Raw genomic sequence first — 21,222 nt, 5'->3', positions numbered from 1 at the left:
AATGTCAGCTCAGATCGGAGGGAGTTTCGGCCATGACCGCACACCCAGAGTCGGCTGAGCCGCTGCGCGGTGGCTACCCGCAGCCCGACACCGTCCAACTGGCTTACGAGGCCGTCGACGTCAATCGCGCTGTTCAGGCGTACCGCTTCTTCTATCGGTCCGTCTCCGGTGCCGCGATCTTCGAGGGCACCGCGGCGGCCGGGGTGCAGCCCAACCGCGCATTCGGATACCTCGACACCCAGCCCCGTCACGTCGGCTTCACGCTCAACTCGGACACCCCGTACGGCGCCATCCTGCTGGACCTGCACGACGGCCCGATGGTGCTCGAGGTGCCCGAGGGGTCGTTCGTGGGCGCAGTGTTGGACATCCATCAACGGTGGATCCTGGACTTCGGTCTGCCCGGACCCGACGCCGGCGCCGGTGGCAAGCACCTGATCCTGCCGCCCGGCTACGACGGTGACATACCCGAGGGATTTCATGTGGGCCGGGCCCAGGCCTACCGGGTCCTGGCGGCGGTTCGCTCCATCCCGGTCGACGGAGACGCCGAGGCCGCGCTGCAGCGCGTCACAAAGGTCAACGTCCACCCCCTGGAGCGGCTGGAAGACTGGACCGAACCGACCTGGATCGACATGACCGACGGCGGGCAGGACACCACCCCGCTGGCGATCGAGACCAGCATCGAATTCTGGAAGTCCCTGCACCGCATCATCGATGCCGAGCCTGTCCTGGAAGACAGTCGTGCGCAGTACGGCGAACTGGCTGCTCTCGGCATCGCCAAAGGCCAGCCGTTCGAACCCGATGAGCGGATGACGCGGATCCTGGAGCTGGCGGCCAAGACGGCGAACCTGCAGATGCGGGTGGAGTCTTTTGCCGACCGCACACCGGCGCGTCTGGTGTGGGATGACCGGCAGTGGGAATGGGTCGCATTACGTTCGGAGAACGGCACATTCGACGCTGAGAACTACCGTGATACCTACGCCCTGGACAAGTGGTTCTTCCAGGCCATTGCAACCTCGCCGGCGATGTTCCGTCGAGACGCCGGAGCCGGATCGCTGTACTGGCTGGCGCTCTCAGATCGCACCGGTGCCTATCTCGACGGTGCCAATTCCTACACGCTGACGGTGCCGCTGCCGGTGCCCGCCAAACTGTTCTGGTCGGTGACACTGTACGACGCCACCACCCGCAGCCAGGTGCAGACCGACCAGGGTCGGGCAGCGCTGCGGTCGCTGTTCGAATTGTCCGATGTAGAGGGCGATTCCGTGACGCTGCACTTCGGCCCCGAACCGCCCGAGGGTGGCGAGACCCGCTGGGTCAAGACCGTCCCCGGTGCCGGTTGGTTCGCCTACTTCCGGATCTACGGCCCTGACGGGCCCGCCTTCGACGGGTCCTGGAAGCCCGGGGATCTGGAGCTCAGTTAGACGGCAGTCGGGGCGCACGCAACTGCAGCAGGCGATGCAGCAGCTCGGGATCGTTTCGGTCCATGAAGGATTCGACCTCGTTGCAGAGTCGACTCAGATGCCGCCGCATGATCTCGGCGGCGCGCTCGCCCTGGCCGCGGGCGACGGCGTCGACCATCATCTCGTGCTCGTCGACGCTCTCCCGGTCGGATCCGTGGGCCGCCAAGATGATGTCGAGGGTGCCCTCGATGTGATCGAGCGACGGGTCGAGGACCACGGCGAGCATGGACTGCACCAGGGGATTGGTGGTCAGTCGAGTGATGTTGCGGTGGAATTCGAGTGCCTTGTCACGAGGGATGGGCCCCCGGCTGTGCAGTTGGGTCACATGGTCACCGATGAGGCCCCGCAATCGCTGGATGTCGTGTGGGGTGGCCACGCGAGCGGCATCGGCGATCGCTTCCGGCTCGATGGCGCGGCGGGCGCGCAGTAAATGGAGTACATCATGTGCACTGCGAATCCGGGTGGCCTCCTGGAGTTCGGTGGCGCTGTTGTCCACCCGGGCCACCAGCTCGGCGCGCTCATGCCCGGCCGCGGACAGGGTTCTGCCGCGGGTGGCGTGTTGCACCGTCAATCCCTGCTCGTCGAGGTCTCGCAGCCGGCGCGCAATGGTCGACTCGGAGGCCTCGACACCCCGCAGTCGCACCGCGGCGAGCAACTGGCGGGCACCCATCGGAGCGTCGCTCTCCCGCAGGCTCAGCAGCAACGCCGACTCCTGGGCCGAGATCACCTCGCGCATCGCACTCCTTTCGCGCTGTCGTGTGGGAAACCCCGGCCACACCGGTGAGTTCAAGTGTGTCAATGATGACGGACTTGGCTGTTAATCCGAGGTAAAACATGCGGCACGGGGACGTAACGCGCTTCGTCGGCCACTGCCTCTGACGTGCACAACTCATCGAAAACGCAGGCTGTTCAAGGTGAACCACCAAGTCCGTCACGTTTGACGGACTGCGGCGACTGGCGACAGCATTTGGGCCAACGGTTCGCGGCGGCAGGTTCGCCCGGACAACCAGCGCAGTACGGAAGGGCCCCCACCATGGTCAACATCGCCCCGCAACCGGGCACATCAACGACTGTGCACCACGATCCGCGACTGTCCAACGACGATCTGGCTCCCACACCGCCGAGCGAGAAGACGTGGGGCTCCTACAGCCTGTTCGCGCTCTGGATGTCGGTGGCGCACAACGTCGGTAGCTACACCTTCGCCGCCGGGCTCTTCGTCCTTGGCCTGTCCGCTTGGCAGGTCCTGGTCAGCGTGCTGGTGGGCACGCTCGTGCTCTACGTCGGCTGCACCATGTCGGGGCTCATCGGACAGCGCACCGGGGTGCCGTTCCCCGTGGTGTCGCGGTTGAGCTGGGGTGTCTTCGGGGCCAACATCCCGGCGCTGATCCGCGGTGTCATCGCAATCTTCTGGTACGGGATCCAGACGTACTTGGCGTCTGTCGCCATCACCGTCCTGCTGTTGCGCATCAACCCCGGCCTCGAACCATGGACCCAACGCGAATTCCTCGGCCTGCACCACCTCGGATGGTGCTCGTTCCTGGCGCTGTGGGTGTGCCAATGGCTGATCATCAGCTTCGGAATGGACATGGTGCGCCGATTCCAGGAATGGGCCGGCCCGATTCTCTGGATCGTGATGATCGCCTTGGCGGTCTGGCTGCTGATCAGTGCCGGCGGCAAGGTGTCGTTCACCGAGTCTGTGGTGGACATCAGCACCTCACAACAGATCCTGCTGATGTGTTCGGGAGCGGCGCTGGTGGTCGCTCAGCTGTCCACCCTGATGCTGAACTACTGCGACTTCGGGCGGTTCGCGCGCAGCGAGAAGTCCGTACGGCTCGGCAATATCCTTGGTATCCCGCTCAATTGGACCGCCTTCGCATTCACCAGCGTGCTGGTGTCGGCGGGCAGTGTCGCCGTTTACGGCAAGGCGATTTCCGAGCCCGCCCTGCTGTTGGCAGAGGTTCCGAACACCGCTCTGCTGGTCCTGGGCGTCTTCATGTTCGCCTTCGCCACCATCGGGGTGAACATCGTCTCCAACTTCGTCTCGCCCGCCTACGACCTGTCGAACGCCTGGCCGCAGAAGATCTCCTTCAGGATGGGCGGTGCCATCACCTCGGTCCTGGCGATCGTCGTCATGCCGTGGAAGCTCTACTCCTCACCGGTGGTGATCAACTACTTCCTCGGCGCCCTGGGCGCCTTCCTCGGTCCGCTGTTCGCCATCATGATGGTGGACTACTACCTGATCAAGAAGCGCGCCGTTCTCATCGGAGATCTCTACGACGCCCGGCCCGGAAGCGCGTACCGGTACTACAAGGGCATCAACACCGTCGCTCTCGCGATTTTCGTTCCCACCGCGGCGATCTCGGCGATCATCGCACTGGTGCCGGCATTCACCCACATCGCGCCCTACTCCTGGTTCATCGGTGCCGCCATTGCCGCGGTCGGGTACTGGGCGGTGATGAACCGACGCATCAACAGCACCGCGGCGGTCACCGCATGACCGCCCCCGTGACAGTCGGCCTCGCCGTCCTGGGCCGGCGAAGCAGAACCGCCCTCCAGTCCGTGGTCACCGGTCTGCTCGACCGCGACATCCCAGTGGTGGTGGCCGGTGCGCTCGACGAGCTGTCCGACGACGAGGCGGCCCTGCTGCACCGGCCCGACGGCGACTACCCCGTCCACATCCCGGTGACCGGGGCACTGTCGATAGACGTGCCGCGCAACGACATCCGGCCGCACGCCCAGCGTGCCATCGACACCCTCGCCACAGCCGGCGCTGATCTGATCGCGGTGCTGTGCGCCGCCGACCTCGGTCGGTTCACAGCGCCGGTACCCCTTGTCGAACCGCCCACGCTGGTACCGGCGTTCACCGCGTCGGTGATCACCGAGGGATCCATCGATGTGGTGGTGCCACACCCGGGCCAGCGGGAACACGCGGCCAAACACTGGAGTCACGCGGGCTTCAGCCCACGGGTGAGCGCTGTGGCTCCCAACCGTGACGACACTGCGGTACACCTGGCCGAGATTTCCCGAAGCGCCCGCGAAAGCAATTCACGAGCAATAGTTCTCGACTGCTTTGGCTTCGGCGCGGCCGAGGCGCATGCGGCTGCGGCGAGCCGGCTCCCGGTGATCTCGGCGCGCTCCGTCACCGGGCATGCCGTAGCCGCGCTGGTCACCCCCATCTGACACTCAACCCGATCGAGAGGAACGTCTTCATGCACAACCCCCGCAGCCTGCCGTGGGCTGACCAACCCACCCCCGGTCCCACCCGCGACCTCCTCGGCTACGGCCGGCACGGTGTCCGCGCGCGCTGGCCGCACAACGCCAAGGTGGCCCTGGCGCTGGTGATCAACTTCGAGACCGGCGCGGAACGATCCTGGCCTTCCGGGGATCGACGCAACGACCGAATCTTCGAGTTTCCCTATGAGGTCGACCACCGCTACCGGGACCTGGCTGCGGAGTCTGTCGCGGAATTCGGTGGCAGGGCTGGAATTTGGCGTTTGCAAAGACTTGTCGACGACCTCGGTGTCCGTGCCACCTTCTCCGGCTGTGCCGTCGCTTTCGACCGCAACCGGGAACTGGCCGCCTACGTGGGGGAGTCGGATCACGAGGCCAGTTCACACGGCTGGCGGTGGGAGGAAGCCTGGCTGTTGTCCCGCGAGGAGGAGCGCGAACGTATCGCGGCCGCGGTGGAGATGATCGAATCGGCTGTGGGCCGGCGTCCGGTCGGCTGGCAGTCGCGCCACAGTGGATCCACCAACACCCGGGAACTCGTCGTCGAGGAGGGTGGGTTCTGGTACGACTCGGATTCGGTGGCCGATGACGTCCCTTACTTCACCACCGTGGGGGACAAGCGACATCTTGTCCTGCCCTACAGCAGCGTGTACAACGACCACCGCTTCGTGATCGCGCAGGGATACTCCGAACCTCGCGACTTCTTCGAGAACTGCAAGCACGGAATCGACTACCTCCGGATGGAGGGCCAGACGCATCCGAAGATGATGACCATCGGCGTCCACGCCCACTGGATGGGGCAGGCCAACCGTGCATCCGCCCTGCGGATGTTTCTCGAGTACGTGCTCTCCCTCGGTGACGTCTGGGTTGCCCCGCGCGCCGACATCGCGCGATGGTGGCTGGACAATCACGAGTCCTTCGAAACCGGTAGCGATACGGCACTCGCGAAAGCCGGTGTCTGACATGATCGGTGATCCGTTTTCCCGACGTTCCTTCTTCCGCGGGGCCGCACTTCTGGGCGCCGCGGCCGCGGCGCCCATCGGGTTGTCCGCCTGCGCCGGCGGTTCGAGCAGCGGTTCGGGTGGTTCGGGGCAGGTGACGATATGGAGCGTCAAGGACCCCCAACACTCCGCACAGCTGGTCTACGCCGCCGAGACCGGTCTGTTCGAGCAGGAGGGTCTCGACGTCGAGGTCAGCTACATCGTCAACGGCCCAGATCTTCCGAGTCTGGCCGCCAGCGGGGAGATCGGTCTGATGTCGGCCACCGTGGACATGGTGGCGTCGCTGCGGGAACAGAATGTCGACTTCAGCTGGCTGATGAAGCTCTCCGAGATCTCCAATACCCAGGGTGTGGTGCTGGCGGCCGACTCCGGCATCAGCAGCCCCGCCGAGCTGGCGGGCAAACGCATGGGGATGTACAAGGGCGCCGCTGTGGAACTGGCAGTGCTGAACATGGCCGCGGCCAACGGAGTGGACTTCAACGCGATCGAGTTTGTCAATCTCGAACCGCCGGAACAGATGTCGGCACTGCTGCGAGGTGACATCGACGCGATGGCATGCTGGGAGCCCTTCATCGGGAATGCTGTCGATAGTGGCGGGACGAAGTACTTCACCGGTAACCGGTCCTTCATCACCGGGGTGGAGACCCCGGTGGACTGGCTGTACCTCACCACGGGACTGACGGCATCGGCGCCGTTCATGGAGCAGTCGCCCGAGGTCATCACCGCCGTGATGCGCGCGTGCCTGGCCGCCACCGAGGCCATCAACGCCGACACCCCGGCGGCTGCCACGGTGATCGCAGGGCCACTCGACATTCCCGAGGACCAGTTGCTGCCGATCCTGCAGGCCAACAGCTACGACTCGGTGATCGATCAACGGTTCGTCGCGGGCTGGACCGACTACCTGACCTGGGCTGCCGCTCCGCAGCAGCAGTTCCTGCGCCAGAGCTGGAATCCCCTGGACCTGACCGACTTCACGCTGTTCGAAACACTCGATCCCGACGCCGTCCAGATCTGACACAGACACTTCAGGAGCATCCGATGTCACACGCCGCCTTGACCTTCGACCGGGTGCGGCAGCAGTTCACCTCCCGCAGCAACGTCACCACAACGGTGCTCGACGATCTCTCGCTCACAGTGGCGCCGAATGAGTTCCTCTGTGTCCTCGGGCCCAGCGGCTGCGGAAAGTCCACGCTGTTGAATTTGGTTGCGGGCTTTGCCCGGCCCACCGGCGGAACGATCCGGGTGGGAGACCGGCCGATCAAGGGTCCCGGTCCCGACCGCGGTGTGGTGTTCCAGCAGTACGCGCTGTTCCCGTGGTTCACCGTCGAGCAGAACGTGGAACTGGGCCCCCGGGTGCGGCGCTTGCCCGCCGAGCAGCGGCGCGTCCGGGTCGACGATGTGCTGCGCCGGGTGGGGCTGTATGAGCAGCGGTCCATGTTTCCCAGAGAACTCTCCGGCGGCATGCGGCAACGCGTCGCGATCGCCCGCACCCTGATCAACGATCCCGAGGTGATCCTGATGGACGAACCCTTCGGGGCCCTCGACGCGCAGACACGCGAACGCATGCAGAACGATCTGTTGACCGTCTGGCAGCAACAGCGCTGCACGGTGCTCTTCGTCACCCACAGCGTCGAGGAAGCGGTGGCACTCTCGGATCGCATCCTGGTTCTGGGCGCACATCCGGATTGTGCGCCCAGGCTGATCACCAACCCCCTTGACCGGCCGCGCGACAACCTGTCCGACGAGTTCGTCGAACTGGAACGGACAGTGCGCAGCGCGTTGCAGGCGGCGGCCGCGCCGCAGGAAGGCCGCCATGTTGCGTGAAGCACCCGCGGTGCAGGCCCCCGGGATCTCGGCTCGTCGATCCGGCATCCGCGTTCCGGCCAAGGGGCTCACACTGGTGGCGCTGGTGGCGCTCTGGCAGGCCGTCGCGGTGATCAACGACCGGATCGGTTTCTACAACGGCATGTTGGTGCCCTCGCCGGCAGCCGTGGGGCAGGCGCTGATGCGACTGTCGGCCGACGGTCAGTTGTGGGCGGGGATCGCCGCGTCCTCGGGCCGGGTGTTCGCCGGGCTGGCCATCGCGGTGCCGCTGGCCGTGGCGATGGCACTGTTGACCACGTCGGCCAGGATCTTCGACGTGCTGATCGACCCGGTGATCGAGGTGTTGCGTCCGGTCCCCACACTCGCACTGCTGCCCATCTTCATCCTGTGGTTCGGTATCGGCGAAGGGTCGAAGATCATGCTGATCGCGTTCAGTACGTTCTTCTTCGTGTACGTCACCACCGTGGAGGCGATCCGCGGGATCGACCCACTGCTGCTGCGCGCCGCGCAGACCCTCGGTATGTCGCGTCTGCAGAGCTATCGGTTCGTCACGGTGCGAGGTATCGCCCCGCAGGTCCTGGTGGGGATCCGGCTGGCGCTGGCCACCGCGTGGTTCCTGGTGGTGGGTGCGGAGTTCATCGCCGCCGACAGCGGCCTGGGCTACCTGATCAACTTCTCGAGGATCTGGTTCCGGGTCGGCGATATGATCGCCGCTGCCGCGGTGATCGGTGTGCTGGGGCTCCTGAGCAACTACGTGCTGACGTTGATCGAACGTCGGGCCTTCCCATGGCGCGAACGCGCGGAGCATTGATGGCCACCGTATTCGTCACCGGTGTAGCAGGATTCGTCGGCTCACGCGTGACCCGCACGCTCCGCCAACGAGGGCACCATGTCATCGGCACCGACATCGCCGACGGACTGGATCTGCGTGACACCCGCTCGGTGAGCGCCGCGATCGGCGCAGGTGCTCCCGACGCGGTGGTGCACCTCGGTGGCGTGTCCGGGCCCATGCTGTTGGCCGACGATCCAGCCGCCGTGGTCGACATCAACTGTGTCGGCACCGCGAACGTGCTGGCGGCGAGTCACCGTGCCGAGGTGCCGACCGTGGTCTACGCCGCGTCCGTGGCCGCCTATGCGGACGGCACGTCGGAGAACGCCGGACCGGACTCGATCTATGCCGTCACCAAGCGATTCGGTGAGGACCTGCTCGACTACTACCGCCGTCAGGGCCGCCGGCGCTGGACGTCGGTGCGGGTCGGATCGGTGTACGGATCAGGCCGGGTCACCTCGAACCCCATCATGGAGATGATCGCTCGAGCGCGCGGCGGCGACCCGGTGGTGGTCGATCCTCGCGCCGTCGAACCCCTGGTCCACATCGACGACTGCGGCACGCTGCTGGCCGGTTTGGTGGAGGTGGCCGAACCCGCCGCCTGTTATGAGCTGGTGGAGCGGGTGGAGAATCATCGGGTGATTGCAGAAACGGTTGTACGAGAAGCACTCTCGAGATCGACGATCGTTCTCGACGAATCGGCGGCCGCCCCGCCGCCGTATCCCTGCGCCTTCGATGTCACGCCTCTGTTGCGCGACACCGGGCAACCGACCATGACATCGCTGGACGAGGGAATCCGGCAGATACTGGAGACCTTGTGAAGTCGGATCGTGAACCGCTGCTCGCAGGCCGCTCCGCGGTGGTGATCGGAGGGGCAGGTGGAATCGGGCGGGCCATAGCGCACGCCTTCATCGCGGAGGGGGCCGCGGTGACGATGGCCGACCGAGCCTACGGCGCCGACGGTGAATCACCGGAGGTCCCGGGAGCATGGCGGGCGCCCATCGACGTCACCGACCGCCACTCGGTGCGTGCGGTGCTGGCGGGTGTGGAATCACGAACGGGCGCAGTGGACATCCTGGTCAACAGCGCCGGCTTCATCCACGAGGCCCCGCTCGACGAGATCAGCGCGACGCTGTGGGAGCTCAACCTCGCGATCAACCTCACCGGGGTCTTCAACGCCTGCCAGGCCGTGGTGCCGGTGATGCGCCGCCGCGGCGGCGGTCGCATCATCAACATCGCCAGCCAGGTGGGCCAGATGGGTGGTGAGCGTTTTGCTCCGTATGCCGCGGCGAAGGCCGGGGTCATCGGACTCACCAAGTCGCTGGGACGTGAACTCGCCCGGGAAAACATCCTGGTCAATGCCATCGCGCCGGGACCCGTCGACACCTCTTTCGTCCGCGACCTGGACCCGCAGACCCTGGCCGGGAAAGCGGCCGGCCTGCCACTGGGCCGGTCGGGAATCCCGGACGAAGTGGCTCCGTCGGCGGTCCTGCTGGCCAGCGACCCGGGCGGCAATCTGTACGTGGGCCAGACCCTGGGGCCGAACTCCGGAGATGTGATGCTCTGAGTTCCTCAGTCCCGTAACCGGTTGCGCAGCGCCTCGGTGAATTCCCGTGTCGCCGCCCAGGTGGGCAGGATGCCCGCCTGGCGGGCCTGCTCCAGGCTCGGCGCGTCGCGATCGCGGTCCGAGAGCACCCATTCCGCGCCGAACACCGTCGTCGGCCACTCGATACCCAGGCTGGGATCAAGAGGTGACACGGTGTGCTCGCGGTCGGGGGCGTACTCGGAGGAACAGAGGTACATCACCTTCGAATCATCATGCAGGGCAAGGAATCCGTGTGCCAATCCGTCGGCAAGGTACACCGAGCGATGTTCGTGGTCATCCAGCATCACCGCATCCCACAGCCCGAACGTGGGGGAGCCCACCCGGACGTCGACCACCACGTCGAACACCGCACCATGCACGCACGTCACATACTTGGCCTGCCCGGGTGGCACGTCGCTGTAGTGCAGACCGCGCACCACACCTGCCGAGGACACCGAACAGTTGGCCTGGCGTAGGTCGAACCGGTGTCCCAACGTGGCGCTGAACTCGTGGTCGGTGAACCACTCGAAGAACGTGCCGCGATCGTCGTGACGCAGCGTCGGGATGATCTCCCACGCGCCCGGCACCCTGAGCTCACGAAACACCATGTCACTGACCACGTTCGGAGTAGCCGACTTCGACAGCGTCCTTGAGTGGCTCCCACCACTGGCGGTTGTCGCGGTACCAGTCGATGGTCTCGCTCAGCGCGGCGCGGAAGTCCGAATGCCTGGCCTTCCATCCGAGCTCACGCACCGACGAAGGATCGATCGCGTAGCGCAGATCATGGCCGGCCCGGTCGGCCACGTGGTCGAAATCGTCGACATCGCGACCCATCAACGTCAGGATCTCCTGCAGCACCGCGAGATTGGTGCGTTCGCAGTCGGCCCCGATCAGGTACGTCCGACCGGGTTCGCCGTCCTCGAGGATGCGCCGGACGGCGTCGTTGTGGTCACTGACGTGAATCCAGTCGCGCACGTTGGCGCCCATCCCGTAGAGCTTGGGGCGTCGGCCCGTCAGGATGTTGGTGATCTGGCGGGGGATGAACTTCTCCACATGCTGGTACGGCCCGAAGTTGTTGGAACAGTTGGAGATCGTGGCGCGCACGCCATAGGAGCGCACCCAGGCCCGAACCAGCATGTCGGAAGCTGCTTTGGTCGACGAGTACGGACTCGACGGGTTGTACGGCGTTGCTTCGGTGAACCGCCGATCGGAGTCCAACTCGAGGTCGCCGTACACCTCGTCGGTAGAGATGTGGTGCAGCCGCGACCCGTGCCGGCGTACCGCCTCCAAGACGGTGAACGTGCCGACCACATTGGAGTGCAGGAAGGTCTGTGGGTCGGTCAGTGAGTTGTCCACGTGTGTCTCGGCGGCGAAGTGCACCACGGCGTCGGACTCGGCCACCAGATCATCGACCAGTTCGGCGTCGGCGACATCGCCTTGCACCAGACGCACGCCGAGCCCGTCCAGTGCATCTCTGCTGCCGGCATACGTAAGCGCGTCGAGCACCGTCACCCGGTCACCCGGATAGTCACGCACCGCCGCGTGGACGAAGTTGGCGCCGATGAAGCCGGCGCCACCGGTGACGAGCAGCCGCATGGCTAGACCCTAGCCTGATCGACGAGGTGGGCGAGGGGCGAGCCCAGGGGAGGAAGCGGCAGGCTCAATGGCTCAGCTGGACAGCCCCAGGGGCCCGGCGAGCTCGGCCAGCGTCGGCACCAACTCGTCCTTGCTGCCCAGCACCTGGACACAGACGTGGTCGGCGCCGGCGTCGAGGTGTTCGGTGAGCCGGGCGGCGATGGCCTCCGGGGTGCCGTAGGCCACCACGGAATCGATCAGCTTGTCGCTGCCGGGCTGCTCGACGTCGTCGGAGGTGAATCCGAGGCGGCGCCAGTTGTTCACGTAGTTGCTCAGGCCGAGGTAGAACTCGACGGTCTTGCGGCCCAGCTCGCGCGCCTTCTCGACATCCGTGGTCAAGACCACTTTGTGCTCGGGGGCCAGGTACACGGTGTTGCCGACCAGCTCCCGCGCCTGCGCGGTGTGCTCCGGTGTGGTCAGGTAGGGATGGGCACCCGCGCTGCGGTCGCGGGCCAGCTTCAGCACTTTCGGGCCCAGCGCCGCGAGCACCCGACGACTGGTCGGCACGGTCTTGGCGTCCAGAGCATCCAGGTAGGACACCAGCGCGTCGTACGGTTTGACGTACTCCTGGGTGTGTTCGGGATGTCCGGCGCCGATGCCGAGGAGAAACCGTCCCGGATAGGCCTTCTCGATGCGGTGGTAGGAGTCGGCCACAGTGTCGGCGTCCGCCGACCAGATGTTGACGATGCCGGTGGCGATCTGCAGAGTCGAGGTCTGCTCCAGCATGGGTTCGACGAAGCTCAGATCCGCGGGCGGAGACGCGCCCACCCAGACTGCGCCGTAGCCCAGTTGCTCGATCTCTTTGGCCTGCTCCGGGGTGACCGGCCCGCCGGTCCATACCCCGAACCGGCCCAGATCGGGCTTGAGCGAAACGGCGTCAGTCATCAGGGGAATCCCATCTCTATCGAAGACCCAACGGGCCTGCGAGCTCGGCCAGTGCGGGTACCAGCTTGTCAGGTGCGGTCAGCACCTGAACGGGCACATGGTCGGCGCCGGCGTCGAGGTGAGCTTTCAGCTTCCCCGCGATGGCGTCGACCTCGCCGTAGGCGATCACGGCGTCGATCAAGGAATCACTACCCGGTTTCGCCACGTCTTCATCACTGAAGCCGAGACGTTTCCAGTTGTTGACGTAGTTGGCCAGGCCCAGATACACCTGCAGCATCCTTCGGCCGACGTTTCGCGCTTCGTCCGCGTCGGTGGTCAGTACCACCTTGTGTTCGGGTGCCAGAAAGGCCTCCGGCCCGATCAGCTCACGGGCTTGCGCGGTGTGCGCCGGTGTTGTCAGGTACGGATGCGCACCGGCGCTGCGTCGTGCCGACAGTTTGAGAACCTGCGGTCCCAGCGCGGCGACCACCCGGCGGTCCTTGGGCACGCCGTGCCGATCGAGGGCATCCAGATACTCGGTCAGAGCGTCGTACGGTTTCTTGTACTCGGTGTGTGCCTCGGGATGCCCGACACCGATGCCGAGGAGAAATCGCCCCGGATAGGCCTGCTCGATGCGGTGGAAGGACTCCGCGGTAGGCCCCGGCTCGGCGGTCCAGACATTGACGATTCCGGTGGCCACCTGCAGTTTGTCGGTGACTTCCAGGACACTGTCCACCCAGGACAGTTCGGCGGCAGGCGACCCGCCGGCCCAGATGGCGCCGTAGCCCAGCGCCTCGATGTCCCGCAGTTGCTGTGGGTCCAGCTGCGCCCACATCGAGTGACTGCCGAAAACGCCGTAGATTCCGAGATCGGGTTTCCTCACTCCTGCCACAACCTGACCTGCGGCGGGGTCTATTCCGTTTCGCTCGCCATGATCTCGATGGGGGTGGCGGCCTCCGGGGCGGGCGCCTGCAGCGGCAGGCACACGATGAAGCGTGTGTCACCGGGCTTGGACTCCACCGACAGGTTGCCGTGGTGCTTCTCGACGACGACACGCCAGGCCAGGTCGAGCCCGAGTCCGGTGCCCTTGCCCACCGGCTTGGTGGTGAAGAACGGGGTGAAGATGCGCTCGATGATGTCGGCGGGTATGCCGGGCCCGTCGTCGCAGATCTCGATGCGCACCATGCCGTCACCTTCACGCATGGTCCGCACCGTCAGGGTGCCGTGGCCGTCCATGGCCTGGATGGCGTTGTCGATGATGTTGGTCCAGACCTGGTTGAGATCGCCTGGGTAGCAGAGGATTTCGGGGAGGCTGGAGTCCCATTCCTTGACGATGGTGACGGGTTTGTCCTTGCCCGCCATCCCGATCTTGTCGCCGAACATCATCATGGTGCTGCGCAGTAGGTCGTGGACATCGGCGCTCTGGTAGGCGCCGCGGTCCATCTGCGAATACTGCTTGGCCCCGGCGAGCAGGGCCGAGATGCGCTTGCTGGCCTCGGCGATCTCACTCATCCGCAGCTCGTTGTCGATGGTGTACTTCAGCCAGCCGATCGCGGACTGCAGCGATGCCGAGGCATCCACCTCGTCCACCAGCGCCGACACTCGTTCCAGCCAGTCGGTGTCCAAGCCGGCTTCGACGAAGGTGGGTGCGTAGTCCCACGCGTGGCCGATGTCGTGGTCTTCCAACCAGTCGCCGATCTGGTCTTCGCGGTCGGAGGCTTCCAGTGCCGACAGCTCCAGATCGCGGTTCTTGGCGACCTGTTCGGCCACCTGGTCCTGGATGTTGATCAGCACCCGCAGCGCCTCGGGCGTGAACTTGGCTTCGGCCACCATGGCCAGCTTGTGCCGCATGTGACAGACGCCGTCGCGCAGGTCGGCGACCGCGCGAGCGGTGGCCGCCGCCGGGTTGTTGAGCTGATGGGTCAGCCCCGCGGTGATGGTGCCCAGCGCCAACAACTTCTCGCGCTGGTCGAGGATCTGGCGTTGCCGCAATCCGCCGACCATGTGGCCTTCGAGCAGATGCACGGCCATGGGGAACTGGGACTGCATGAACTGGGCGAACGCGTCGGCGTCCAGCACGAACATCCGGGACTCCCGGGTGAGCCGCACCGAGGCCTGGTACATCTGCTCCTCGCCAGGGATGTACGCCGACCAGGCGCCGCAGTAGACACCGCGCTGTGAGGTCCGGTTGGTCTCGATGTCGACGCCTCCGGAGCGCTTCGACATCACCAACTCACCGTCGATCAGCACGTAGAAACACGTCGCCGGCTCACCTTCTGCGCACAGCTTGCCGGCCGGAAAGGTCTCGATCTGGCCGTGCGCGCACAACATGTCGAGCTGTTCGTCGGTCAAATGCTCGAACAGGAACAGCGTGCGCAACTCCTCAGCCAGGCATTGCTCGCCCATTGGGCTTCCTTCCTATGTCGCGTCGGTGTCGGGCACGGCGGTGTTCAGTGCTGGGATCGGTCGCGGTGCGAAGTCCGGCAGTGCGGCATCCGGCGCGATGGTCAACGGCAGCAACACCGTGAAACAAGTGTCACCCGGTTTTGATTCCACCCACAGATTTCCGCGATGGCGATTCACGATCCGCGTCACGGTGTCCAGGCCACGACCGGTGCACTCACCGGACAGCGCGGTTTTCCCGTCCGGCAGGACGTAGAAGACGGTCGCCGGATCACCCTCGCCGCACAGCACCCCCGGGGGAAGCGTCACCACCTCGGCGTCGGCGCACAGCCGGTGCAACTGCCGGTCGGTCAGACCTTCGACGACGAACAGAGCATGGAGTTCATCGACATCGCACTGGTCTGACACGCCCGGCACCCGTCAGGCTTCGGCCAGGTACCGGTGCACCAGCATGACCGCCATGGACCCTTCTCCGACGGCGGCGGCCACGCGTTTGGCGGACTCGGAGCGCACGTCGCCGGCGACGAAGACGCCGGGCACGCTGGTCTCCAGATGGTGCGGCGGGCGATCCAGCGTCCACCCGGAGATGTCTCGCAGGTCCGGTCCGGCCAGGATGAACCCGTGGTCGTCGCGCACCACCACGCCGTCGAGCCAGTCGGTGCGTGGCTCGGCGCCGATGAAGATGAACATGCGCCCGCACTGGAACTCGTCACGTTCGCCGGTCTTGGTGTTCTCCAGGCAGATGCCTTCGAGATGCCCGTCGCCCTTGACCGCATGGACCACGGTATTGGGCAGCTCCTTGATGTTGTCCTGCGCCCGGATCTGCTGGATCAGGTAGTGGGACATGGAGTCTTCGAGGGTGCGCCGGATGACGATGTTGACCGATTTGGCGGTGCGCGACAAATGCATCGCGGCCTGCCCCGCGGAGTTGGCGCCGCCGATGACGTAGACCTCGTCGTTGTCGCAGTCCGCGGCCACCGACGCGGTGGCGCCGTAGTAGACGCCGGCTCCGGTCAGCCCCGCGCACCCCTCGGCTGGCAGCTGGCGATACTCCACACCCATCGCCAGGATCACCGACCGGGCGCCGATGGAGCGGCCGTCGGACAGCCTCACCGTGCGTGCCGAGCCGTCGATGTCCAAGCCCACCACCTCGGCGGCGGTGATCAGCTCGGCCTCGAACTTCTCGGCCTGCCTGCGGGCCCGTTCGGCCAGCTGGGAGCCCGACAACCCGTCGGGGAAGCCGAGGTAGTTCTCGATCCGAGAGCTCTGGCCGGCCTGCCCGCCGGTGGCGGTGCGTTCGATCAGCACGGTCTTCAGGCCTTCGGACGCGCCGTACACCGCGGCCGCCAGTCCGGCGGGACCGCCGCCGATGACCACCAGGTCGTAGAAGTCGTCGGCGGGAGTGGTGGTCAGGCCCAGGACAGCGCCCAGCTCGGCGTCGGTGGGATCCACCAGGGTCTCGCCCTGTTCGGTGATCACCACCGGCAGCGTCAGCTCATCGAGGTTCGCGGCCTCCAGCAGCTGCTTGCCCTTGGGCTCGTCAGCTCGAAACCAGCTGTAGTACAGCCGGTTTCGGGCCAGGAACTCACGTACCTCGGTGGAGCGGGCGTTCCACGGGTGTCCGATGATCTTGGTGTGCGGAATGGCGTGCTCGCCGGTGGAGCGCCACGCGTCGATCAGCGCGTCGATCACCGGGTACAGCTTCTCTTCCGGCGGATCCCACGGCTTGAGCAGGTAGTGGTCCAGATCCACGACGTTGATGGCGTCGATGGCGGCGTGGGTGTCGGCGTATGCCGTGAGCAGCACGCGCCGGGCCATGGGGAAGATGTCCATGGCGGCTTCGAGGAATTCGATACCGCTCATCTGCGGCATGCGGTAGTCGGCGACAAAAACCGCGACCGTTTCGCCGCGCAGCTTGAGTTCGTTGAGGGTTTCCAGGGCGTCCGGACCGGATTCGGCGCGCACGATCCTGAAGTGTTCGCCGTAGTGGCGACGCAGATCCCGAGCGACGGCGCGTGAGACAGCAGGGTCGTCGTCGACGCTCAGAATGACGGGTTTACGGGTCTGGGACTCTGATCCGGGCATCGCCAGTAAGTATGCCCCTGACCGGTGACAACCTGCTGCCGACCTCGAGGGTTATTCGGTGGGCGAAACCGGTTGACCGTCGGTGGCGGGAGAGGGTTTGTCGGTGCGGCCGAGAAGCTGCGCCAGATCGATTCCCGACGCGCGCAGGGATTCGACGATCTTGGCCACCGCCAGCGGGCTCACGCCGAGCAGTCCGCCCATCGCGTCCTGGGCGTCGGACGGGCCGCCGATGATCGAGAGCCGCTCGATCTCCGCCAACGGCATCGCCGCCGCCTCGGTGGCCTTGACCACCGACGCCAGCACGTCGGGCAGGGTCTGCAGGCGGGCGGCCTCGGGGGAGTAGGTGTTCAGCGCCGCGGCGATCTCCTTCTTGCCGGCCGCCTCGGCCACCAGCTTGGCCTTGATGCCGTCAGCCTCGGCCTGCCGTTCCACCCGCAGAGCGTCGGCGGCGGCCTTGCGGGCGTCGGCCTCGGCATTGCCGGCCTGGCGGGCGGACTCGGCTTCGGCCTGGGCGGCCAGGATGGCGGCCTGACGCTGGCCTTCGGCGCGGGCGATGTCGGCCTGACGCTGCGCTTCGGCGGGGGCGATGACGTCGGCCTGCAGCGCGGCCTGCGCCTGCTCGGCGCGGCGCTGCTCCACCTCGATGCGGGCCTGCACCCTGGCGGCTTCGGCCTGCTCGGTGGCGATACCGACGTCCTTCTGCGCGCGGGCGTTGGCCAGCGGGCCGGCCTGGTCGGCCTCGGCGTTCTCGGCCTCGGTCTGGGCGCGCAGCCTGGCCAGCTCCACATCGCGTTTCTGGTTGGCGGTGGCGATCGCGGTGTCGGCCTCGGCCTGTGCGACGGCACCTTCCTGGCGGGCCTTGGCCGAGCGGATCTGGGCGTCGCGTTCGGCTTCGGCGGTGCCGACGGCGGCGTCGCGCTTCACCTCGGCGATGCGCCGCTGGCCGAGGGACTCCAGATAGCCGTTCTTGTCGGAGATGCCGGCGATCTTGATGACGTCGACTTCCATGCCGATGCGTGCGAGGTCGGCGCCGGCCTCTTCGACCACGCTGCGGGCCAGGGTGTCGCGGTTGGAGTTGAGGTCCTCCACCGTCATGGTCGCGGTGATACCGCGCAGGCTGCCGGCCAGGATGTCGTTGATCTGGTTCTGCAGAGCGTCGAGGTCCGAGGTCAAAAAGCGCTGTACCGCGGTCTGTACCGCTTCGTCGGCCGAGCCGATGCGGACCAGGCCCACGGCCTCGACGTTGACGGGGACACCGTCGTTGGACAGCGCGTTCTGCAGGTTGATGCTGACGTTGAACGGTTCCAGGCTCATGATGTCGACGCGCTCGATACCCGGGACCCGGAAGCGAGCGCCGCCGCGCACCACCTTGGGTGCGCCGCGGCCAGTGAAGACGGCCACTTCGTTGGGTGGCACCTTGATGTAGTTCTTGACGTAGATCAGCGGGACGACAACCAGCAGCAGCACTGCTGCGATTGCCGCGACGATGATGATCATCAGTGTGGACATCAGGGCTGGCCCTCCAGATCGGGGACGGACACCACGTGTACGTGGTCGGCGTCGACATCGGCGATGTAGACGCGGGTGGATTTACGCAGGGCAACGGGTTCGGCGGTGACGGCCCTGGCGCGCACGCGGTTTCCGTCGGCGTCGGCGAAGGACACCTCACCCCAGCCGCCCGGCGGGATGTCCAAGGTGACCGTGCCGAGCAGTCCGATGTAGGAGGCGCGACCGCGCTGGGAGTTGGACTGTTGCCTGCGCAGGTAGGGCATCAGGACGCCGTTGAGGGCCAGCATCAGCGTGCACGCGCTCACCACGGCGACGATGCCGGCCACCACGGCGTCGGCGCCGGCCCACGTGCTCAGGAGCCCGCCGGTGCCGGCGCCCAGGATCCCGGCCGACACGCTGGTGAGGCTGAGGAAGGGCAAGCCGTCCTGTCCACCCCCGTGCTCGATACCGTGGCCCGCGCCGCCGACGTCCGCGAGCAGCAAGGCGGTCAGCAGTGCGATTGCGCCGACGGCGAACGCGGCGACGTACGCGGCTGTCACTGGACCCCCTCCACGTGCGATCGGCCTGCTGTGACGATCTTTGCATCCGCGGGCCTTTGCTGGTCACGGCCCCGGTTCAGCTGTTTTGGAGCATCGGCGACGAGCGGGTATCGTAGACCAATGGTGCGGCTGCCGCGCCGACTCTTTGCGTGCCCGTTCTGCAGACCAGTCTGCACGAACCTCAGGAATGTCTCACTTCCGGTCCACGTTTTGTAGTCGGAACGAACGCTGCGCTCAGTCGGACGCAGTAGATACGAAACCAAAAAGCAAGGATTGCCGAAGCGTATGGCCAAGAAAGACGGTGCCATCGAGGTCGAGGGCCGCGTGGTCGAGCCTCTGCCCAATGCGATGTTCCGCATTGAGCTGGAGAACGGACACAAGGTGCTCGCCCACATCAGCGGCAAGATGCGTCAGCACTACATCCGCATCCTGCCGGAGGACCGCGTCGTGGTGGAGCTGTCTCCCTACGACCTGTCCCGTGGCCGCATTGTGTACCGCTACAAGTAAACAGTCCGACTTCAATCCCACTTCCAGAAACAAAGGATCGTTACTGCCGTGAAGGTGAACCCGAGCGTCAAGCCGATCTGCGACAAGTGCAGGGTGATCCGCCGGCACGGGCGGGTCATGGTGATCTGCTCTGATCCGCGCCACAAGCAGCGGCAGGGCTAACCCCCAGCTCTTAAGAGCAGCACCCACAACTGAATGCAGACCTCCCAGTACCACTGAGTGGATAGGCCACTCACCACGTCCGGCACGGAGGCCGGACCCCGTGAGGGGAACGGACTGGGAACAGACCTCCGCAACGAAAAGGAACACTGCCTGATGGCACGTCTCATGGGCGTTGATCTCCCGCGCGACAAGCGCATGGAGATCGCGCTGACCTACATCTACGGCATCGGCCGTACCCGCTCCCAGGAGATCCTGGACGCCACCGGCATCAGCCGGGACCAGCGTTCCAAGGACCTCACCGATGATCAGGTGAGCCAGCTCCGCGACTACATCGAGGGCAACCTCAAGGTCGAAGGCGACCTGCGTCGCGAGGTGCAGGCGGACATCCGCCGCAAGATCGAGATCGGCTGCTACCAGGGCCTGCGGCACCGCCGTGGTCTGCCGGTGCGCGGCCAGCGGACCAAGACCAATGCGCGCACCCGCAAGGGCCCCAAGCGCACCATCGCCGGCAAGAAGAAGGCCAGGTAAACCAGCATGCCTCCAGCTAAAAAGGCCGCGGGCGGCGCTGCTGCCCGGCGCGGCAAGACCACCCGCCGCAAGGAAAAGAAGAACGTTCCGCACGGCGCTGCTCACATCAAGAGCACGTTCAACAACACCATCGTCTCCATCACCGACCCCCAGGGCAACGTCATCGCCTGGGCCTCCTCGGGTCACGTCGGCTTCAAGGGTTCGCGTAAGTCGACCCCGTTCGCCGCTCAGTTGGCTGCCGAGAACGCTGCCCGCAAGGCGCAGGAGCACGGTGTGAAGAAGGTCGACGTGTTCGTCAAGGGACCGGGTTCGGGTCGCGAGACGGCGATCCGCTCATTGCAGGCTGCCGGTCTCGAGGTCGGCGCGATTTCCGACGTCACCCCGCAGCCGCACAACGGTTGCCGTCCGCCCAAGCGGCGCCGGGTCTAGGGGAGAGGGAACTAAGAAATGGCTCGTTATACCGGACCCGCCACCCGCAAGTCGCGTCGCCTCGGCGTCGACCTGGTCGGTGGAGATCAGTCGTTCGAGAAGCGCCCCTACCCGCCCGGCCAGCACGGTCGCGCGCGGATCAAGGAGAGCGAATACCGCAACCAGCTGCAGGAGAAGCAGAAGGCCCGCTTCACCTACGGCGTGATGGAAAAGCAGTTCCGTCGCTACTACGAAGAGGCAGTGCGTCTTCCGGGCAAGACCGGTGACAACCTGCTGCGCATCCTGGAGAGCCGGCTGGACAACGTGGTGTACCGCGCCGGCCTGGCCCGTACCCGCCGGATGGCGCGTCAGCTGGTCAGCCACGGCCACTTCACCGTCAACGGTGTGAAGGTCGACATCCCCAGCTACCGCGTGTCGCAGTACGACATCATCGACATCAAGGACAAGTCGATCAACACGCTGCCGTTCGAGCTGTCTCGAGCCAACGCCGGTGATCGGCCCATCCCGGGCTGGCTGCAGGTGGTCGGCGAGCGTCAGCGCATCCTCGTGCACCAGCTGCCCGAGCGCGCGCAGATCGACGTGCCGCTGACCGAACAGCTGATCGTCGAGCTCTACTCGAAGTAATCCTGTGCCCGGA

At 66.0% G+C, this 21,222-nt stretch carries 24 protein-coding genes; 14 read left to right on the top strand and 10 right to left on the bottom strand.

Features of this window, described 5'->3' with window-relative positions; translation table 11 throughout:
- The first annotated feature begins 32 nt into the window (after positions 1 to 32).
- Entirely contained in the window at positions 33 to 1,418 is a 1,386-nt protein-coding gene (locus tag BVC93_RS03880) for a DUF1254 domain-containing protein (protein ID WP_083736022.1), read from the top strand.
- On the opposite strand, the gene BVC93_RS03875 is transcribed toward BVC93_RS03880, so the two are convergent.
- The gene (locus BVC93_RS03875) at positions 1,411 to 2,193 is read right to left on the bottom strand and encodes an FCD domain-containing protein (protein ID WP_083736021.1); all 783 of its coding nucleotides are present in this window, start codon (positions 2,191 to 2,193) and stop codon (positions 1,411 to 1,413) included. The genes BVC93_RS03880 and BVC93_RS03875 overlap by 8 nt on opposite strands.
- A gap of 297 nt (positions 2,194 to 2,490) precedes the next feature.
- Between BVC93_RS03875 and BVC93_RS03870 the strand changes: the two genes are divergently transcribed.
- The 8 genes from BVC93_RS03870 to BVC93_RS03835 are packed head-to-tail and all read left to right on the top strand — an operon-like array spanning position 2,491 to position 9,906.
- Positions 2,491 to 3,954: an NCS1 family nucleobase:cation symporter-1 gene (locus BVC93_RS03870; protein WP_083736020.1), complete on the top strand. Its 1,464-nt coding sequence runs from the start codon at positions 2,491 to 2,493 to the stop codon at positions 3,952 to 3,954.
- Positions 3,951 to 4,637: an AroM family protein gene (locus BVC93_RS03865; RefSeq protein ID WP_083736019.1), complete on the top strand. Its 687-nt coding sequence runs from the start codon at positions 3,951 to 3,953 to the stop codon at positions 4,635 to 4,637. The genes BVC93_RS03870 and BVC93_RS03865 overlap by 4 nt, the downstream gene beginning before the upstream one ends.
- A 29-nt stretch (positions 4,638 to 4,666) precedes the next feature.
- The gene (locus tag BVC93_RS03860) at positions 4,667 to 5,647 is read left to right on the top strand and encodes a polysaccharide deacetylase family protein (RefSeq protein WP_083736018.1); all 981 of its coding nucleotides are present in this window, start codon (positions 4,667 to 4,669) and stop codon (positions 5,645 to 5,647) included.
- A gap of 1 nt (position 5,648) precedes the next feature.
- Positions 5,649 to 6,701, top strand: coding sequence for an ABC transporter substrate-binding protein (locus BVC93_RS03855; protein WP_083736017.1), 1,053 nt, complete (start codon positions 5,649 to 5,651; stop codon positions 6,699 to 6,701).
- Between the two features lie 23 nt (positions 6,702 to 6,724).
- The gene (locus BVC93_RS03850; RefSeq protein ID WP_083736016.1) at positions 6,725 to 7,510 is read left to right on the top strand and encodes an ABC transporter ATP-binding protein; all 786 of its coding nucleotides are present in this window, start codon (positions 6,725 to 6,727) and stop codon (positions 7,508 to 7,510) included.
- The gene (locus tag BVC93_RS03845) at positions 7,500 to 8,321 is read left to right on the top strand and encodes an ABC transporter permease (protein ID WP_083736015.1); all 822 of its coding nucleotides are present in this window, start codon (positions 7,500 to 7,502) and stop codon (positions 8,319 to 8,321) included. The genes BVC93_RS03850 and BVC93_RS03845 overlap by 11 nt, the downstream gene beginning before the upstream one ends.
- A complete protein-coding gene (locus tag BVC93_RS03840) occupies positions 8,321 to 9,160 on the top strand; it encodes an NAD-dependent epimerase/dehydratase family protein (RefSeq protein ID WP_192860181.1) in 840 nt (279 codons plus the stop codon). Before BVC93_RS03845 ends, BVC93_RS03840 begins: the two co-directional genes overlap by 1 nt.
- Complete coding sequence (locus BVC93_RS03835) at positions 9,157 to 9,906, top strand: SDR family NAD(P)-dependent oxidoreductase (RefSeq protein ID WP_236950235.1); 750 nt, start codon at positions 9,157 to 9,159, stop codon at positions 9,904 to 9,906. The genes BVC93_RS03840 and BVC93_RS03835 overlap by 4 nt, the downstream gene beginning before the upstream one ends.
- A 5-nt stretch (positions 9,907 to 9,911) precedes the next feature.
- Here BVC93_RS03835 and rfbC read toward each other — a convergent pair whose 3' ends face one another.
- The 9 genes from rfbC to BVC93_RS03790 form a co-directional block, all read right to left on the bottom strand.
- Positions 9,912 to 10,532 carry a dTDP-4-dehydrorhamnose 3,5-epimerase gene (gene rfbC, locus BVC93_RS03830; protein ID WP_083736013.1) on the bottom strand — a complete coding sequence of 207 codons (621 nt, stop codon included), beginning with the start codon at positions 10,530 to 10,532 and terminating at the stop codon, positions 9,912 to 9,914.
- 1 nt (position 10,533) lies between these two features.
- Complete coding sequence (gene rfbB, locus BVC93_RS03825; protein WP_083736012.1) at positions 10,534 to 11,520, bottom strand: dTDP-glucose 4,6-dehydratase; 987 nt, start codon at positions 11,518 to 11,520, stop codon at positions 10,534 to 10,536.
- Positions 11,521 to 11,592: 72 nt separating this feature from the next.
- The gene (locus BVC93_RS03820; RefSeq protein WP_083736011.1) at positions 11,593 to 12,444 is read right to left on the bottom strand and encodes an LLM class F420-dependent oxidoreductase; all 852 of its coding nucleotides are present in this window, start codon (positions 12,442 to 12,444) and stop codon (positions 11,593 to 11,595) included.
- Positions 12,445 to 12,460: 16 nt separating this feature from the next.
- Positions 12,461 to 13,258 (bottom strand): LLM class F420-dependent oxidoreductase, encoded by a 798-nt coding sequence (locus BVC93_RS03815; RefSeq protein ID WP_236950398.1) that lies wholly within the window; start codon positions 13,256 to 13,258, stop codon positions 12,461 to 12,463.
- Between the two features lie 77 nt (positions 13,259 to 13,335).
- Complete coding sequence (locus BVC93_RS03810) at positions 13,336 to 14,829, bottom strand: ATP-binding protein (RefSeq protein ID WP_083736009.1); 1,494 nt, start codon at positions 14,827 to 14,829, stop codon at positions 13,336 to 13,338.
- A gap of 12 nt (positions 14,830 to 14,841) precedes the next feature.
- Complete coding sequence (locus tag BVC93_RS03805; protein ID WP_083736008.1) at positions 14,842 to 15,234, bottom strand: hypothetical protein; 393 nt, start codon at positions 15,232 to 15,234, stop codon at positions 14,842 to 14,844.
- 12 nt (positions 15,235 to 15,246) lie between these two features.
- A complete protein-coding gene (locus BVC93_RS03800) occupies positions 15,247 to 16,911 on the bottom strand; it encodes an FAD-dependent oxidoreductase (protein WP_083736007.1) in 1,665 nt (554 codons plus the stop codon).
- 51 nt (positions 16,912 to 16,962) lie between these two features.
- Complete coding sequence (locus BVC93_RS03795) at positions 16,963 to 18,420, bottom strand: flotillin family protein (RefSeq protein ID WP_083736006.1); 1,458 nt, start codon at positions 18,418 to 18,420, stop codon at positions 16,963 to 16,965.
- On the bottom strand, positions 18,420 to 18,959 hold the full coding sequence (locus BVC93_RS03790; RefSeq protein ID WP_083736005.1) for a hypothetical protein: 540 nt from the start codon (positions 18,957 to 18,959) through the stop codon (positions 18,420 to 18,422). The genes BVC93_RS03795 and BVC93_RS03790 overlap by 1 nt, the downstream gene beginning before the upstream one ends.
- Positions 18,960 to 19,244: 285 nt before the next feature.
- Between BVC93_RS03790 and infA the strand changes: the two genes are divergently transcribed.
- The 5 genes from infA to rpsD all read left to right on the top strand — a co-directional run bounded on the left by infA (position 19,245) and on the right by rpsD (position 21,209).
- Complete coding sequence (gene infA, locus BVC93_RS03785; protein WP_003418601.1) at positions 19,245 to 19,466, top strand: translation initiation factor IF-1; 222 nt, start codon at positions 19,245 to 19,247, stop codon at positions 19,464 to 19,466.
- Between the two features lie 48 nt (positions 19,467 to 19,514).
- Entirely contained in the window at positions 19,515 to 19,628 is a 114-nt protein-coding gene (rpmJ, locus tag BVC93_RS03780; RefSeq protein WP_003879483.1) for a 50S ribosomal protein L36, read from the top strand.
- Positions 19,629 to 19,781: 153 nt separating this feature from the next.
- Positions 19,782 to 20,156, top strand: coding sequence for a 30S ribosomal protein S13 (gene rpsM / locus BVC93_RS03775; protein WP_083740779.1), 375 nt, complete (start codon positions 19,782 to 19,784; stop codon positions 20,154 to 20,156).
- A gap of 6 nt (positions 20,157 to 20,162) precedes the next feature.
- A complete protein-coding gene (gene rpsK / locus BVC93_RS03770) occupies positions 20,163 to 20,585 on the top strand; it encodes a 30S ribosomal protein S11 (protein WP_083736004.1) in 423 nt (140 codons plus the stop codon).
- Between the two features lie 18 nt (positions 20,586 to 20,603).
- Positions 20,604 to 21,209 (top strand): 30S ribosomal protein S4, encoded by a 606-nt coding sequence (rpsD, locus tag BVC93_RS03765; protein WP_083736003.1) that lies wholly within the window; start codon positions 20,604 to 20,606, stop codon positions 21,207 to 21,209.
- The last annotated feature ends 13 nt before the right edge of the window (positions 21,210 to 21,222 follow it).

Origin of the sequence: Mycobacterium sp. MS1601, assembly GCF_001984215.1 — a bacterium.
GTDB lineage: Bacteria > Actinomycetota > Actinomycetes > Mycobacteriales > Mycobacteriaceae > Mycobacterium.
Note: the sequence above shows the minus strand (reverse complement) of the source record. Positions and strands in the feature narration are given on the sequence as shown.

Coding starts and splice junctions, on each gene's coding strand:
- BVC93_RS03880 (WP_083736022.1), top strand. CDS start 33: ATGACCGCACACCCAGAGTCGGCTGAGCCGCTGCGCGGTGGCTACCCG.
- BVC93_RS03875 (WP_083736021.1), bottom strand. CDS start 2,193: ATGCGCGAGGTGATCTCGGCCCAGGAGTCGGCGTTGCTGCTGAGCCTG.
- BVC93_RS03870 (WP_083736020.1), top strand. CDS start 2,491: ATGGTCAACATCGCCCCGCAACCGGGCACATCAACGACTGTGCACCAC.
- BVC93_RS03865 (WP_083736019.1), top strand. CDS start 3,951: ATGACCGCCCCCGTGACAGTCGGCCTCGCCGTCCTGGGCCGGCGAAGC.
- BVC93_RS03860 (WP_083736018.1), top strand. CDS start 4,667: ATGCACAACCCCCGCAGCCTGCCGTGGGCTGACCAACCCACCCCCGGT.
- BVC93_RS03855 (WP_083736017.1), top strand. CDS start 5,649: ATGATCGGTGATCCGTTTTCCCGACGTTCCTTCTTCCGCGGGGCCGCA.
- BVC93_RS03850 (WP_083736016.1), top strand. CDS start 6,725: ATGTCACACGCCGCCTTGACCTTCGACCGGGTGCGGCAGCAGTTCACC.
- BVC93_RS03845 (WP_083736015.1), top strand. CDS start 7,500: ATGTTGCGTGAAGCACCCGCGGTGCAGGCCCCCGGGATCTCGGCTCGT.
- BVC93_RS03840 (WP_192860181.1), top strand. CDS start 8,321: ATGGCCACCGTATTCGTCACCGGTGTAGCAGGATTCGTCGGCTCACGC.
- rfbC (WP_083736013.1), bottom strand. CDS start 10,532: ATGGTGTTTCGTGAGCTCAGGGTGCCGGGCGCGTGGGAGATCATCCCG.
- rfbB (WP_083736012.1), bottom strand. CDS start 11,520: ATGCGGCTGCTCGTCACCGGTGGCGCCGGCTTCATCGGCGCCAACTTC.
- BVC93_RS03820 (WP_083736011.1), bottom strand. CDS start 12,444: ATGACTGACGCCGTTTCGCTCAAGCCCGATCTGGGCCGGTTCGGGGTA.
- BVC93_RS03815 (WP_236950398.1), bottom strand. CDS start 13,258: ATGTGGGCGCAGCTGGACCCACAGCAACTGCGGGACATCGAGGCGCTG.
- BVC93_RS03810 (WP_083736009.1), bottom strand. CDS start 14,829: ATGGGCGAGCAATGCCTGGCTGAGGAGTTGCGCACGCTGTTCCTGTTC.
- BVC93_RS03800 (WP_083736007.1), bottom strand. CDS start 16,911: ATGCCCGGATCAGAGTCCCAGACCCGTAAACCCGTCATTCTGAGCGTC.
- BVC93_RS03795 (WP_083736006.1), bottom strand. CDS start 18,420: ATGTCCACACTGATGATCATCATCGTCGCGGCAATCGCAGCAGTGCTG.
- infA (WP_003418601.1), top strand. CDS start 19,245: ATGGCCAAGAAAGACGGTGCCATCGAGGTCGAGGGCCGCGTGGTCGAG.
- rpsM (WP_083740779.1), top strand. CDS start 19,782: ATGGCACGTCTCATGGGCGTTGATCTCCCGCGCGACAAGCGCATGGAG.
- rpsK (WP_083736004.1), top strand. CDS start 20,163: ATGCCTCCAGCTAAAAAGGCCGCGGGCGGCGCTGCTGCCCGGCGCGGC.
- rpsD (WP_083736003.1), top strand. CDS start 20,604: ATGGCTCGTTATACCGGACCCGCCACCCGCAAGTCGCGTCGCCTCGGC.